The 15,208-nt window shown below is 61.6% G+C and carries 13 protein-coding genes; 12 read left to right on the top strand and 1 reads right to left on the bottom strand.

Features of this window, described 5'->3' with window-relative positions; genetic code table 11:
* Positions 1-7 precede the first annotated feature (7 nt).
* Both Q5H93_RS18725 and Q5H93_RS18720 read left to right on the top strand, forming a co-directional pair.
* Positions 8-1,420 (top strand): DUF7151 family protein, encoded by a 1,413-nt coding sequence (locus Q5H93_RS18725; RefSeq protein WP_305008176.1) that lies wholly within the window; start codon positions 8-10, stop codon positions 1,418-1,420.
* A 38-nt stretch (positions 1,421-1,458) separates the two neighbouring features.
* Positions 1,459-3,393, top strand: coding sequence for a T9SS type A sorting domain-containing protein (locus tag Q5H93_RS18720; RefSeq protein ID WP_305008175.1), 1,935 nt, complete (start codon positions 1,459-1,461; stop codon positions 3,391-3,393).
* Between the two features lie 183 nt (positions 3,394-3,576).
* Here the strand turns inward: Q5H93_RS18720 and Q5H93_RS18715 are convergent, their stop codons facing one another.
* Positions 3,577-5,310, bottom strand: a complete 1,734-nt coding sequence (locus Q5H93_RS18715) for a M61 family metallopeptidase (RefSeq protein WP_305008174.1) — start codon at positions 5,308-5,310, stop codon at positions 3,577-3,579.
* A 181-nt stretch (positions 5,311-5,491) separates the two neighbouring features.
* On the opposite strand from Q5H93_RS18715, the gene rpmH reads away from it, so the two are divergent.
* The 10 genes from rpmH (at position 5,492) to Q5H93_RS18665 (ending at position 14,327) form a co-directional block, all read left to right on the top strand.
* Positions 5,492-5,650 carry a 50S ribosomal protein L34 gene (gene rpmH / locus Q5H93_RS18710; RefSeq protein WP_198990353.1) on the top strand — a complete coding sequence of 53 codons (159 nt, stop codon included), beginning with the start codon at positions 5,492-5,494 and terminating at the stop codon, positions 5,648-5,650.
* Positions 5,651-5,707: 57 nt separating this feature from the next.
* Positions 5,708-6,232 (top strand): ribonuclease P protein component, encoded by a 525-nt coding sequence (gene rnpA / locus Q5H93_RS18705; RefSeq protein WP_305008173.1) that lies wholly within the window; start codon positions 5,708-5,710, stop codon positions 6,230-6,232.
* Positions 6,233-6,256: 24 nt separating this feature from the next.
* A complete protein-coding gene (locus Q5H93_RS18700) occupies positions 6,257-7,951 on the top strand; it encodes a S41 family peptidase (protein WP_305008171.1) in 1,695 nt (564 codons plus the stop codon).
* 24 nt (positions 7,952-7,975) lie between these two features.
* Complete coding sequence (locus Q5H93_RS18695) at positions 7,976-8,389, top strand: hypothetical protein (protein WP_305008170.1); 414 nt, start codon at positions 7,976-7,978, stop codon at positions 8,387-8,389.
* 104 nt (positions 8,390-8,493) lie between these two features.
* The gene (locus tag Q5H93_RS18690) at positions 8,494-8,796 is read left to right on the top strand and encodes a hypothetical protein (protein WP_305008169.1); all 303 of its coding nucleotides are present in this window, start codon (positions 8,494-8,496) and stop codon (positions 8,794-8,796) included.
* Positions 8,797-8,800: 4 nt separating this feature from the next.
* Positions 8,801-9,502 (top strand): tRNA (adenosine(37)-N6)-threonylcarbamoyltransferase complex dimerization subunit type 1 TsaB, encoded by a 702-nt coding sequence (tsaB, locus tag Q5H93_RS18685; protein WP_305008168.1) that lies wholly within the window; start codon positions 8,801-8,803, stop codon positions 9,500-9,502.
* Between the two features lie 132 nt (positions 9,503-9,634).
* On the top strand, positions 9,635-10,165 hold the full coding sequence (locus tag Q5H93_RS18680; protein WP_305008167.1) for a DUF2480 family protein: 531 nt from the start codon (positions 9,635-9,637) through the stop codon (positions 10,163-10,165).
* Positions 10,166-10,275: 110 nt separating this feature from the next.
* Positions 10,276-11,598 (top strand): APC family permease, encoded by a 1,323-nt coding sequence (locus Q5H93_RS18675; protein WP_305008166.1) that lies wholly within the window; start codon positions 10,276-10,278, stop codon positions 11,596-11,598.
* Positions 11,599-11,645: 47 nt separating this feature from the next.
* Entirely contained in the window at positions 11,646-12,926 is a 1,281-nt protein-coding gene (locus tag Q5H93_RS18670; protein WP_305008165.1) for a hypothetical protein, read from the top strand.
* Positions 12,927-13,163: 237 nt separating this feature from the next.
* Positions 13,164-14,327 carry a serine hydrolase gene (locus Q5H93_RS18665; protein WP_305008164.1) on the top strand — a complete coding sequence of 388 codons (1,164 nt, stop codon included), beginning with the start codon at positions 13,164-13,166 and terminating at the stop codon, positions 14,325-14,327.
* The last annotated feature ends 881 nt before the right edge of the window (positions 14,328-15,208 follow it).

The raw sequence follows: 15,208 nt of genomic DNA, 5'->3' as shown, positions 1-15,208 counted from the left end.
TTCTTTGATGAAACCGCTTCTTTTATCCACCGCCGCGCTCCGCCGCTGCCTGCTGCCCGCGCTGCTGCTGGGGGCGGCCAGCGCCGCTAGCGCCCAAGCCCTGTCCAACGTGGGCGTGGGCACCACCGCCCCCGATGCCTCGGCCATGCTCGACGTGAGCAGCACCACGCAGGGGCTGCTGCTGCCCCGCCTCACGGCGGCCCAGCGCAACGCCATTGCCAGCCCCGCTACGGGCCTGCTGCTGTACCAAACCGACGGCAGCGCAGGCTTCTACTTCTACGACGGCAACGTGTGGGCCGCCCTTGGCAGCGCGGGCAGCCCCGGCCCGGCGGGCGCGGCGGGCCTGAATGCCCTCGTGCGCACCACGGCCGAGGCGGCGGGTACCAACTGCGCCACGGGCGGCACCAAGGTGGAAAGCGGCCAAGACACGAACAATAACGGCAGCCTCGACGCGGCCGAAGTAACCACCACCCGCTACGTGTGCAATGGCGCCGCCGGGGCCCCGGGCAGCGCCGGGAGTGCCGGAGCAGCAGGCGCGGCGGGCCTGAATGCCCTCGTGCGCACCACGGCCGAGGCGGCGGGGGCCAACTGCGCCACCGGCGGCACCAAAGTGGAAAGCGGCCAAGACACGAACAATAACGGCAGCCTCGACGCGGCCGAAATAACCGCCACCCGCTACGTGTGCAATGGCGCCGCCGGCACCACCGGGGCCAAGGGCGACAAAGGTGATACCGGCACGGCGGGCACGGCGGGTAGCATCGGCACCAAGGGCGACAAAGGCGATGCTGGCACGGCCGGCACCGCCGGCAGCACCGGGGCCAAGGGCGATACCGGCGTGGGCGTGCCCACGGGCGGCACGGCGGGCCAAATCCTGACCAAAGTGAACGCCACCGACTACAACACTCAATGGAGCAGCCCCAGCGCCGGGGCCGCCAGCAGCGTGAGCGTGCAGCTACGGGCCAACAAGGTGGGCGGCAGCGGCGAAACCTTGCCCGCTGCTACCTCCACTACCGCCCCCACCATCACCTTCAACAACGTGCTGACCACGCCCACGCTGGGCACCTGGGACGGCACTACCTACACCGTGGGCACAAGCGGCGCGGGCCTCTACCTCGTGCAGGCCAATATCCTCACCCCCGACGCGGCCACCCCCACCCAAACCGTCAGCGCCAACCTCGTGCTGGAAGTGAACAACGCGGGCTACGGCAGCAACGCGGGCAACGTGTACTACGGCCTCTACACCTCGCTCAATGTCTTCACCCCGGCGGGCACCAAGGGCCGGGGCGAGTTCAGCCGGGCGGTGTACTTGAATGCGGGCGACAGCTTTAAGATACGCGGCACCAGCAGCACCGGCAGCTTGGCTACGCAGCCCATTTCCACGGTGGCGGCCAGCTACCTCGCGGTGCTCAAGCTCAATTAAGGGCAGGCGGGCGCTTTTCATTTTTAACTCTCTTCCCCATGCAAGCATTCACTCCTGATTTTCGCCCGTGGCTGGCGGGCCTTGGCCTGCTGCTGTCCGCCCCGCTGGCCGCCTCGGCCCAGGTGCTGACCAACAACGGCGGCACCCTGTTCGTGAACACCGGCGGCGTGCTCACCGTGAACGGCGGCTTGGCCCAGACCGGCCCGGCCCTGCTGCGCACCGCCGGCGCGGCCACCGTCAGCGGCGACTACACCGGCGCCGCCGCCGCCACCCTCGACCTGAGCAGCGGCCTGCTCGACGTGGCCGGCGACGTGGCCCACCAGGGCCCCACGGCCGGCACCACCGGCACGCTGCGCCTCTCGGGCAGCGCCGCCCAAACCCTGAACACCGCCGGCGGCACCGTGCCCAACCTGACCGTAGACAAGCCCAGCGGCACCGCCACCCTCAGCGGCCCCGTGCGAGTGCGCGAGGTGCTGACCATGGCTGACGCGGGCAACCTCGCCACCAACGGCCAGGCCCTGACGCTGCTCTCCGATGCCACCGGCACCGCCTTGCTGGCCAATACCGGCACCGGAACCGTGGCGGGTAACCTGACTGTGCAGCGCTACATTGCCGGCGACCGCAACCCCGGCTTGGGCTACCGCCACCTGGCCGCCCCCGTGGCGGGCCAGGCTGTGGCCGCCTTCGGCTCGGGTGGTACGGCGCTGGTGGTCAACCCGGCCTACAACACCGCCGCCAGCCCCGGCACCGTCATGCCCTTCCCCACGGTATTTGCTTACGACCAGGCCCGGCTAGCTACCTCGCCGGCTACCACTTATCCGGCTTTCGACAAGGGCTGGGTGTCGCCGGCGACGACCGGCGCGGCGGCCCCGGTGGGCACGCAGGGCTTCACGGTGCAGCTGCCCGGGGCCAGCACGCTGCGCTTCGGCGGCGCCGCCACGCAGCAGGGCAGCGTGGTGCTGCCGATGAGCCGCAACAGCGGCGCCACGGCGGCCGATGCGGGCTGGAACCTGGTGGGCAACCCCTATGCCTCGCCGCTGGACCTGAGCACCGTTACGGCCGCCCAGCGCACTAGCCTCGACGCGGCCGTGTATGTGTTCGAGAGCACCAGCCAGTACGGCGGGCAGTACCGTAGCTACGTTAACGGTCTGGGGAGTGGTAACCCGCTGCTGGGCAGTAGCCAAGGCTTTTGGATGCGCGTGAGCGCGGGCCAGACCAGCGGCTCGCTGACCCTGACCAACGCCAACCGCGTGACGGACTACGCCCAGCAGGCGCCCGTGCGCCGCAGCACCGGCGATACGCGGCCGCGCCTGACGCTGGCCCTGGCCGGCGCAAACCTCCGCGACGAGCTGTACCTCTACGCCCAGGCCGGGGCCACGGCGGGCACCGACGGCGAGTTCGATGCTACCAAACTGCCTAACCCGCACGGCTTAAACCTGGCCTCGCTCGCGGCCAGCGGGCAGCAGCTGGCCATCGACGGCCGGGCCGATTTCACTTCGGCCACCAGCATTCCGCTGTTCGTGGGCGTGCCGGCCGCCGGGCAGTACACCCTCACGGCCGCCGCACTGGCTAACCTGGCCAGCACTCGTGTGGAGCTGGTAGACAACCTGACCAACACCCGCACCCCGCTTACGGGCGGCACGAGCTACGCCTTCACGATGAGCGCGACCACCGCCCCCGGTCGCTTCTGGCTGAACCTGACGCCCGCCGCCGCGCCGCTGGCCACCGCTGCCGCGCTCGATACGCAGGTGCTAGCTTATCCCAACCCCGCCCACGGCCAGCTGACGGTGCTGCGCCCAGCGGCCACAGTGGCCACGGGCGAATTGCTCAACAGCCTGGGCCAGCGCGTGCGTACCCTCACGCTGCCCACGGCCGAAACGACGGTGAACCTGCCCGGCTTGGCCACGGGCGTGTACACCCTGCGCCTGACGCTCGACGGCCACCCCGTCACGAAGCGTATAGTGGTCGAGTAAGCTGCGACCCGCTGGAGGGTGCACCCGCCTGCAGTTGGAGAGCCGCAGTAACAGAAGCATCCCAGGCGGAAGTAGCTGAAATCACTTTCTGCAAAAAGCAAAAATCCCTGGCGCGTCCTGCGCCGGGGATTTTTGCTAATAACAACTCCGCGAAACCTCTTTTTACCTCGCGAAACCTTGCGCTCAAAACTCCCAGCCCAGCCACTTCGCAAACCCCGTCCGCTGCGCCTCATCGGCCTCGCTTAATTTCCGCACCCCATAATAAGGCCCAAACGTGCGTCCCGGTTCCGCCGTCAACTGCACCGTCCGTAGCTTGTTCTGCCGCAAGATGGTCAACTCATACGTCGGGGCCTGCGCCGTGAGCAGCAGCAGCGCATTCGGAATCTCGCGCACCCCATCCACCGCCACAATCTCATCGTCCACGCTCAGCACCGCCTCGGCCGGCGAGCCGGGCCAGCAATAGGCTACGTTGGTGCGGTCGGCCTTGGGTGCCACCCGCAGGCCGAACACCCGCTCCGCCTCACTCGGGTTTTCCGCAGTCACCAGCTGGCAGCCCACCGTGCGCAGCACCTTGTCCAGCGCCCCCGCCAGCGGCTCCAGTCCGTAAATAAACTTGTCGAAGTAGGCCTGCATGTCGCGCCCCGCTACCTCGCTCACAATGCGCTGGTAATCGGCTTCCGTGTAGCCGATGCCGGTCTTGCCAAATTCCTCATACAGCCGCCGCATCACATCGTCCAGGCTGCGCGCGTGGCCCGACAGCTGCCGCAAAGTCAAATCCAGAATCAGCGCCGCCAGCGCACCCTTGTGGTACACGCTCACTTTGCGGTCGGGCACGCCGGGCTTGTAGCCGTCCAGCCACAAATCCATGCTGGCATCGGCCAGCGAGAGGTTGTCGCCGCCCGCGTCGGCGTAGTGCTTGTGCAGCACCGTATTCAGCTCCTCAAAATACTGGCTTGGCGTGCGTACGTGGCTGCGCGCCAGCAGGTATTCACCATAATAAGTAGTAATGCCTTCGGCAATGAAACAAGTGCGGAAATAGTTTTCGCGGCTGTAATCATAAGGCTGCATCTCGGCCGGGCGGATGCTCTTGATGTTCCAGGTATGGAACAATTCGTGGCAGCTCACCCCCAGCAATTCCTTGTACAAGCTGTCCTGCATCAATTGCTCAGCCGGGCCCAGCACAATCACCGTTGAGTTGTTATGCTCCACCCCGTGGTAGTGCTTGTAAGGCAAAAACTGGTTCAGGAAATGATACTCCGCCACCGGAAACCCGCCAAACAGCTGTACCTGCTCCTCCGAAAACGCCTTGAAGTCGGCCACCAGCTTGGGCCAATTTAGCTTGGCCTCGCCCTGCGCCCACACGTGGTGCGGCACGCCACCGGCTTCGTACTCGTGGTGTACCAGCGTGGGGCTGGCAATGAGCGGCGAATCGGCCAGTTGGTCGAAGTTTTTAGCATTGAGCGTGTGCGGTGCCGTCTGCGGCAGCCCGCAAGCCACCTGCCAGCTTTCCGGTACCGCCAGCGTAAGCTCACATTCCTCTTCCTGCCGCCCCTCGGCATACATAAAGCACTGCACCGGGTTCAGATACAGCTGCGTCTCATCGAGCCAGGAGCCGCCGGCGTCCATCTGGTGGGCGTAGAAATTGTAGCGCATCCGCACCGTGCGGCCCGCCGCGTCAGCCACCGTCCAGCGGTCCTTGGTGGTTTTGCGGTAGGGGAGGGGCTGGCCGGTTGCGGCGTCGCTGATTTCGACCTTCTGGATTTTCTGCGCGAAGTTTTGCAGCTCGTAGCGACCGGGGCGCCAGGCGGGTAGCTGCAATTCTATAGGCGCGGTGGCCTCGGCTGCCACCGTCAGCGTCATTTCAATTTGCAGGTAAAACGTGAGCGGGTTGGAGTAGGAAACGCGGTAATTAATCATCGCAGGCGGGAGGTAAATGACGCGGTAAAGCTAGCCGGATTCCCCTAAAATACGGCGCCGAGTTGCTGCCGAATGACTTAGCCTTTACCAAAAGGATAGAATTTCTCGCGTCAAGCCCTTGTGATTCTTGCGCCAAACCCGTACCTTTGCCGGCCCAAGTCGAAACTTTGCCCTTAACAATATGAAACGTACCTTCCAACCTTCGCAGCGTAAGCGTCGCAACAAGCACGGCTTCCGCGAGCGCATGGCCTCCGCCAATGGCCGCAACGTACTAGCCCGCCGTCGTGCCAAAGGCCGCAAGCGCCTCACCGTATCTGACGAAGGCCGTCACAAGCGCTAGAACTTTAGCTGTTAGCCGCTAGCGCTTCGCTAAAGGCTTGCAGGTAGCCGCATTGCGGTGGCAGGTTGGTTTCTGGTTTTGCCAGAAATAAACCGCTACGGCAATGCGGCTTCGCTATTTACACCCCTCCCAACCGTGACTGAGCTACCCGCGGCCAGCCCCCCGCCCCCAGCCCGAAAATACACTTTCCCCAAAGAGGAGCACCTGTGCCGCAAAAAGCTCATCGACGAGCTATTCAGCAAGCAGAGTGCTTCGTTTGGGGTGTATCCGCTGCGCATTATCTGGACGAAAAGCGAGGAAAAAAACACCGCTACGCCGCAGGTGCTCATCAGCGTGAGCAAGCGCGGCTTCAAGCGGGCCGTGGACCGCAACCGCCTCAAGCGGCTGATTCGGGAAGCGTATCGGTTAAATAAATATCGGCTCCTGGAGCAACCGGAAGGCCATTCGGTGGCTCTTTTGGGTATTATCTACACGGGGAAAGAAAAAAGTCCGCTCGCGTTGGTGGAAAAAAAATTAATTTCCGCCTTCCATCGTTTATCGAGCGCGCCGGTTGAAGCATCTACTGCGCCCCCCGCTGCGTAGATTCGCCTTCCCGCTACCTTCTCTATGACTATCCGCAAAAAACTGCTGACTGGCCTCGTCCTGGGCAGCGCTGCCCTGGTTTCGTTCCGGGCTGCTTCCGACAGCGAGCGATACTTCGAAATTGCCAAGAACCTCGACATTTTCGCCACGCTCTTCAAGGAGGTGAACACGTATTACGTGGACGAAGTCACCCCCGCCAAGCTGGTGAAGACGGGCATCGACGCCATGCTCAAGTCGCTGGACCCCTACACGAACTACATCCCGGAGGATGACATTGAGGACTTTCGCACCCTCACCACCGGCCAGTACGGTGGCATCGGCGCAGTGGTGGTGAAGCGCAACGGCAAAACCGTGGTGCAAAGCGCCTACGAAGGCTACCCGGCCCAGAAAGCCGGCCTGCTCCCGGGAGATGAAATCCTGGACATCAACGGCGTGGTGGTCGATAAAAAGTCGAACTCCGATATCAGCAAGCTGCTCAAGGGCCAGGCCAACTCGGTGGTGAAGCTGATGGTGACGCGCTACGGCCAGGACAAGCCGGTGCAAATCGACATCACCCGCGATAAAATTCAGGTCGAAAACGTGCCCTACACCGGCATGATTTCCAATGAAGTGGGCTACTTCCAACTCGGCGGCTTCACCGTGGACGCGGGCAAGGAGGTGCGCGCCGCCGTGACCAAGCTCAAGGAGCAGGGGGCGAAGAAAATCGTTTTCGACATCCGCGATAACCCCGGCGGGCTGCTCAACGAGGCCGTCAACATCTCCAATCTGTTTGTGGACAAAGGGCTGGACGTGGTGAGCACCAAGGGCAAAGTAACCGAGTGGAATAAAACCTACAAAGCCCTCGATGCCCCGCTCGATACCCAGATTCCCATTGCCATCATCACGAGCAACCGCTCGGCCTCGGCCTCGGAAATCGTGTCGGGCGTGCTGCAGGACTACGACCGGGCCGTGCTGGTGGGCGAGCGCACCTTCGGCAAGGGCCTCGTGCAGGCCACCCGCCCGCTGAGCTACAACTCGCAGCTCAAGGTGACCACGGCTAAGTACTACATTCCCAGCGGCCGCTGCATTCAGGAAATTGACTACTCGCACCGCGCCGAGGACGGCACGCTGGGCAAGTTCCCCGATTCTCTGCGCACGGCCTTCAAAACCCAGGCCGGCCGCACCGTGTACGACGGCGGCGGTGTGGCCCCCGACGTGGAAGTGGCCGAGCGCGAAATCGCCGACATCACCCGCGTGCTGCTCCAGAAAAGCTACCTCTTCGACTACGCTACGCGCTTCCGCTCCGAGCACTCCAGCATTCCGCCCGCCAAGGAGTTCAAGCTCTCCGAGGTCGAGTACCAGAAGTTCGTGACCTACCTGCAGGGCAAGAACATCAACTACAGCACCGATGCCGAGAAGGCCCTCACCGACCTCAGCAAGAAGGTGAAGGACGAGAAGCACTACGACGACGTGAAGCTGGAGCTCGAAGCCATGCGCAAGAAGATGACCACCAACAAGGCCAACGACCTGCAGCGCTTCAAGCCCGAAATCAAGGAGTTGCTGGAGCAGGAAATTGCCTCGCGCTACTACTTCGAGAAGGGCCGCACCGAAGCCGGCTTCGACGACGACCCCAACATCATCGCCGCCGTGGCCGTGCTCAACGACCCCAACCGCTACGCCGCGCTGCTGAAGCCCACCGGGCAGGCTGCGAGTGCGCGGAAGTCGGCGGGGACGAAGTAACTTTAAGGCTCAAGACTTTTTGTTATGACTGCCGACCAACGCCTCGACCAACTCGAACCGCTCGTTGCACAAACGCTGGCGGTGGCTGACCGCCACACGGCGCAGCTTAATCAAGCTAACAACCAACTTACTCAGGTTACTGGCCAACTCAATCAGATTGTCAATCAACTCAACCAGGTTGCCAGCTTGGGCTCGCAACAGAGCGACAACACCGGATTTCTACTGCAAGAACTCGCAGAAGTGAAGCAAGAGGTAGGCGAAATCAAGCAAGCAGTAAGTGTGCTGATAGAGGGACAGGGCGCACTCACCAGCGAGGTAACGATGATGAGTGCACGGCTTAGTACTTTGGAAACTACGGTAATGGTTACGAATATGAAGGTCACCAATCTTGATGGTAAAATGGACCGGATGATTGAGCTGTTAAGTGGAAGCAAGTAGAAGCATGCTACGCTACTAGCGCGAAAGTCGGCGGGAGCGAAGTAATTTTGAACTGCCTTACCAAGAAAGCAGGTGCTGTGAGGTACCTGCTTTTTTATTTGCTTATGGAATTCATCGAGCCTTGGACGGCAATTGCAGAAAGCATAGGCTCCACTTTCGTCAATGAGTTACAGCAGGAGTTGCCTGCTGAATCGATGCTCTACGGTTGTCAGGTGAAAGCAATAGCTCAGCGGATTGATTGCGACGACGTGCTTTTCAGCCTGGACGGTAGTAGTCAATTAGCCGTTGTGCATCTCACTTGGAGCGGGAAAAGTGAGCAGCACCCTTGGCCATCCACCGAGTTATTTACTGACGAGTACGAATTTCAACTGAAGCGCATGCTTCCTGATGCGGAAGCTTATAATTAGACCATTGGCACAGTCCCTCCTCCTCTCCCTCGAAACCTCCTCGCCCATCTGCTCCATTGCGCTGCACCGCGTGGCCGATGGGGCCCTGCTCGGCCAGTCGGAACTGCGGCTGGAAAAGTCGCACTCCAGCCACCTCACGGTGCTCATCGAGCAGCTGCTGGCCAACACCGGCCACCGTGCCGTCGACCTCGCCGCCGTGGCTGTGAGCGACGGGCCGGGCTCCTATACCGGCCTGCGCATCGGCGGGGCGGCGGCCAAGGGGCTGTGCTTCGCGCTTGATATTCCGCTTGTGGCCGTGAGCACGCTGCAGGCGCTGGCGCACCAGGTAGCCACCGCTACTGCCCGGCCCGAGGCCTGGCTCTACTGCCCGATGCTCGACGCCCGGCGGCAGGAAGTGTACGCCGCCCTCTACCGCGCCGACGGGCAGGAGGTGCTGCCGCCCGCCCCCCTCATCCTCGACGCCGACACGCTGGCCGAACAAATGGCGGGGCACTCGTTGTTATTCTTCGGCTCGGGGGCGGCTAAGTTTCGGGCGTTGCGGCCAGAGGCGGCGGCCGCGGCGTTTCTCGATGGCGTGATGCCCTCAGCGGTGGCCGTGGGGGCGCTGGGGCTGGAGCTGTTTCGGAAGGAGCAGTTTCAGGACGTGGCGTACTACGAGCCGTTTTATTTGAAAGAAGTGTACACGACGACGCCGAAAGCGAAGTAAAACAGAACGTCATCCTGAGCGCAGCGAAAGGACCTCGCCCGCGCCGGTCGCGCTAGTAAATAGTTACTTCTGCAACGAAGCGGGCGAGGTCCTTTCGCTGCGCTCAGGATGACGTTCTAATTTACCGTTCTTATGGAACCCCTATTCACGAACCGCGTGGCCAATTCCGGCCTTGTTACCCTCAACCTCGAAGACTACCTCCACCCCGGCGAGCGGGTGCTGTACGACATCAAGGACAACCTCTTCCACGGCCTGATGCTGCGCGAAAAGGACTTCCGCGAGTTCATCAAAACCCACGACTGGACCCAGTACGCCGGTCAGAACGTCGCCATCATCTGCTCGGCCGATGCCATTGTGCCCACCTGGGCCTACATGCTGCTGGCGTCGAAACTACAGGGCCAGGCCCACCACTACGTATTCGGCGACCTGGCCGCGCTCGAACAATCGCTGTTTGAAACCGCCATTGCTACCCTCAACCCGGCCGATTACCAGGATGCCAGGCTGGTGATAAAAGGCTGCGGCGACAAGCCCGTGCCCACCTTCGCCTACGTGGCCATCATGCAGAAGCTGCTGCCGGTGGCGGCCAGCATCATGTATGGCGAGCCGTGCAGCACGGTGCCGCTGTATAAGCGGCCGAAGGTAGCGGCTGCGGTTTCGGAGTAGTCCAAAGAAGCTTCGGAATAGCCCAAAGAAGGTTCGGAGATGTCCGAAGAAGCTTCGGAGATGCGCAAAGACATGGCGGGGCCCACCCGAGAAGTTCGCATCTTTGCGCTATGCCCGAAACTGCCAGTCCCTACAAAATCTCCTTTCTCACCGGCGCGGCCATCGTGGTGGCCAACATGGTCGGCACGGGCGTCTTCACCAGTCTCGGCTTCCAGGTGCTGGGCATCAGCAGCCCCTTCGCGCTGCTGATGCTATGGCTGGTGGGCGGCCTTGTGGCCCTCTGCGGAGCCGTGAGCTACGGCGAACTGGCGGCCGCCATGCCCCGCTCGGGGGGCGAGTATCACTACCTCAGCCAGATATACCATCCGGCGCTGGGATTTCTGTCGGGCTGGGTATCGGCCACGGTAGGCTTTGCGGCTCCTACCGCGCTGGCCGCGCTGGCCTTGGGCGAATACGCCAAAAGCGTGTGGCCCGCGCTCGAACCTCGTAACTTATCCATCGCCGTGGTGCTGGGGCTCACGCTCATTCACGGCCTGAGCACCCGCGCCGGCAGCCGCCTGCAGGTGCTGGTGACGGTGCTGAAAGTGCTGGTGCTGGTGGCCTTCATCGGGGCCGGGCTGCTGGTAGGGGAGGGGCAGCCCCTGCGCCTGCTGCCCGCCACGGCCGACTGGCAGGCCCTGCTCACCCCCGCCTTCGCCGTGAGCCTCGTGTATGTGAGCTACGCCTACTCGGGCTGGAACGCCGCCGCCTACCTCACCGGCGAAATCCACAACCCACAGCGCAACCTCTCGCGCATCCTGTTGGCCGGTACCGGGCTGGTCCTCCTCTTATATGTGGGGCTGAACTACGTGTTCCTCCGCTCCACCCCGCTGGAAGGGTTGAAAGGCCAGCTCGAAGTCGGCTTCGTGGCTGCCACCTCGCTGTTCGGCCCCACCGTGGGCCGCCTCATGGGTGGCGTCATCGCCGTACTGCTGGTGTCCACCATTAGCTCCATGATTTTCGCCGGCCCGCGCATCGTCCAAACGATGGGGGAGGACCTGCCCGCCCTCGGTTTTCTCGCTCACAAAAGCCCGGCGGGCATTCCCGTGCGCGCCCTGCTGCTCCAAACCGTCATCACTTTGGCGTTTATTCTGAAGCCCAGTTTCAAGGAAGTACTGGTGTACGCGGGCTTTGTGTTGAATCTATTTACCTTCCTCACCGTGCTCGGTGTATTCGTGCTGCGCTGGCGCCGGCCCGAGCTGGTGCGCCCCTACCGGGCCTGGGGCTACCCGGTCACGCCACTGCTTTTCCTGCTCCTGAGCGGTTGGACGCTTTTTTTCATCCTGCGCGATAAGCCGTATGAGTCGCTCTACGGCCTGCTCACGCTAGGTGTCGGCGCACTGGTATACTTCGTCGCCCGCCACCTCGGCCGCCCCGCCGCTGCCCAAAGCTGAGCTAGTCCCGTACTTTGCACCCGTCATCACGCACTCCTTAGTATAGTATGCACCTCCGTTCTGCCGCGCTGCGGCTGCTCCCCGTCGCCCTGCTGGCCCTGGCCGCCTGCAATTCCGAGTCCAGCAAAACCACCACGGTCACCGAAACCGAGACTTCAGCGAAGCCCGCGGCTGCGCCTGCTACTGCCGATACCGTAGCCGCCGCCCCCAGCGCAGCCGCCCCAACCGAGCCCGCTGCCACCCCCGCGCCCGACACCGCCGACGTGCAGAACATCGCCGCCTACCTCGGCGGCCAGCGCCCCAGCGCCCAATCCGACCTGCTGCACCTCACCGAGCAGCCCGCCTGGCAAGCCTTCGCCAAGGACCAGAACAAAAGCTGGCAGAAGTACACCGCCACCCACACCGCGCCCATGACTAAATGGGCCGCCACCGAACTCGACTCCGTCCAGCAAAACAGCCCCACCATCTTCTACCCCTTCAGCGGCCCCGATTTTCTGAACGTCGTCACGATGTTCCCCCGCAGCGAAACCTACGTCATGATTGGCCTCGAGCCCGTCGGCAGCGCCCCCGCCCGCAGCTCCCTGCAAAATCCCAAGCTCTTCCCGGCCATCAAGTCCTCGCTCTGGTCGGTGCTGAACTTTAGTTTTTTCCGCACCAACGACATGGCCGTGGACCTGAAATCCGTCGAACTCGACGGGGCCGTACCGCTCATCATGCTCTTCGCCGCCCGCACCGGTCACCAAATCCTTTCGGTGCGCCCCGTGAAAATCGATGCCGCCGGCCAACTCCAGGACGCCGCCACGCCCGATTCGGCCCAGGCTACCACCGTCAACCAAAGGTCAGCGTTAGCTAAGCCCATCCCCGGTGCCGAAATAAAGCTCCGCGCCCCCGACGGCCACGCCCAAACCATCTACTACTTCTCGGCCGACCTCAGCGACGCCAAACTCGGTCGCAACCCGGCCCCGCTCACCTTCGTGCGCAGCCTCGGCCCCCTCACCACTTACCTGAAGTCGGCCAGCTACCTCATGCACAAAAGCTACTTCAATCAGGTTCGCCGCACCGTGCTCCGCCGCAGCCGCTACCTTCTGCAGGACGATTCCGGCATCGCCATGAAGTATTTCCAAAAGGGCGCCTGGAACTTCACCCACTACGGCACCTACCGCCGCCCCATCAACCTCTTCGCCAAGCACTACCAGCCTGAGCTTACCGCCGCCTATAAAGACAGCGTCAACAAAGCCCGCCCGCTCCCCTTCGGCACCGGCTACAACTGGCGCCAAACCGACAGCAACCTCATGCTCGCCAAACGCCGCATCCCGCTGGCCGATTAACGCGCACCTATTATATAAGGTATCAACTCGGGTCGTGATGGCAACATCAGGGCCCGTTTCCTTTTCCGCTATTCTATGAAAACCTCGCTCAATCCCGCCCGCCTTCTTTCCATACTATTAATAGGAGTGACCCTAGCCGCCGTGTTCCTGAGCGAAGCCCGTCAGGTTTCCCCTGTGCGCAGTGCCGGGGGAGGGGAGGAGAGGCTAAGTCAAACTGACTCCCCACTCCTCGATTCCTTGCTCCACACTACTTCTCTATTAAGGAGAGTAGCCGACAATTCCCAGTACGAGCTGCAAATCATCTACACCCAAATCAACCGCGACCTCCAGAGCCGGCCCACCTTCACCCAGCACACCTACCACCTCAACTCGCGCCAGTACTTTAACCCCGCCAGTCTCGTCAAGCTCCCCGTCTGCCTCTTGTCTTTAGAAAAGCTCAACGACCTCAAAAAGCCCAACCTCACCCGCCGCAGCATCATGGCCACCGGCACTGCCTTCCGCTGCCAGACCGCCGTCCCCTTCGCCACCCCCGCCGACTCCGACCGCACCGCCACCGTCGGCAACTACATCAAGCGAATGCTCCTCGTCAGCGACAACGTCGCCTACAACCGCCTCTACGAATTCCTCGGCCAGCGCCCCCTCAACCAGCGCCTCCACCAGCTCGGCTACCCCAACGCCCGCATCACCCGCCGCTTCGCCCCCTGCGACACCGCCGCCAACCGCCACACCAACCCCATCACCTTCTTCACCGCAACCAAGGATACCATCTACCATCAGCCCCCCCAAACCAACCCCACTCCTTATAGTAGTCCCCTCGGCCCCGTCCGCAAAGGCCGCGCCTACCAGGCTGGTGGCCGCATCATCCGCGAGCCCTACGATTTCACCACCGCCAACCACCTCCCCCTTGCCGACATCACCGCCCTCCTCCGCCTCGCCCTCTTCCCCGAAACCATCCCCGCCCCCCAGCGCCCCCACCTCACTCCCCAGGATTACGCCTTCCTCCGCCGCTACCTCCACGCCACCCCCCACGAGTCCGGCTTCAGCCTTTATAAAAGCCAAGCCTATTTCGACGCCTACAAAAAATACCTCTACTACGGCCGCAACCCCGACCGCCCCCACGAGAAAGCCCTTCGCATCTACAACATCGTCGGCATGTCCCACGGCTACCTCGCCGATGTCGCCTACTTCGCCGACTCCCTCCACCAGTCCGAATTCCTCATCAGCGCCGTCCTCTACCTCAACCAGGACGGCATCATCAACGACGGTGCCTACGAATACGACACCATCGGCCAGCCATTCCTCGCCCAATTAGGCACCCAAATCCGCCAATACGAAGCCCAGCGCCCCCGCCCCACCCGCCCCAACCTCACCGAATTCTTCGCCCCCGAACTCATCCGCTGAAACCTTTTCACATTTCTCCTAAAAATAACCCGCTGACAAATAGCGCTGAGCCGCCCGCTCAGTCAAAAAAGCCTTCTAATCCCCCACAAATTCCACCCCCAGTCTTGGAATCCCCAAAACAACTCACTACTTTTGCACTCCCAAATCGAAAGGACGAGGGCGAAAGACAAACCGGATTCCAAAAGAAATTTTGAAAATCCTTGTCAATTCGAAAAAGGCTCGTACCTTTGCACCCCGCTTCAACAGGAGGCGGCCAGACTTGAAAAGCGACACGAAAAATTCTAAAAATTTTTCGCCCGAAACTTGGAAAGTCAAAAAATACCGCTACCTTTGCACTCCCAAATAAAACAAGAGTGTTCGAAAGAGCAAAACAACAAACACTTTTTTAGTTTGTTATCCTAGTAAACTCACTACAATAGGTAGTGACGAACTTTAAGAACAACGACGAAAATCTTCAAAAATTTTCACTCCGAGTTTTGAAAGTCGAAAAAGTTTACTACCTTTGTACCCCGCTTCAATAGGAGGCGAATCACTCGAAAAGCTGAAACGAAAAACACTAAAAATTTTTCGCCTAACGTTTGGAAAGTAAAATAAACCTCGTACCTTTGCACTCCCAAATACAACGGGCCGCTGCAATCGCAACGAGAAAGGGCTGAATCGCAGCCCACACTGCCACTTCAACTGGAAGTCGCACAAGTTCTTTGAATGACTGGAAAAGACAAATGGTAAGGTTTGTTTTAAGCAATTAAAACAAACCGACAACAAGCGTAACATTTAATTAAACTCGTCAATACGAGTCGGATTAGCACTCGACATCAGCCCTAGTACGCTAGGGTGTAGAAAATTTTACAATGGAGAGTTTGATCCTGGCTCAGGATGAA

The sequence above is a fragment of the Hymenobacter aranciens genome, assembly GCF_030580865.1.
In the GTDB taxonomy this organism is placed as follows: Bacteria; Bacteroidota; Bacteroidia; order Cytophagales; family Hymenobacteraceae; genus Hymenobacter; species Hymenobacter aranciens.
This window is presented reverse-complemented; position numbering and strand designations above follow the sequence as displayed.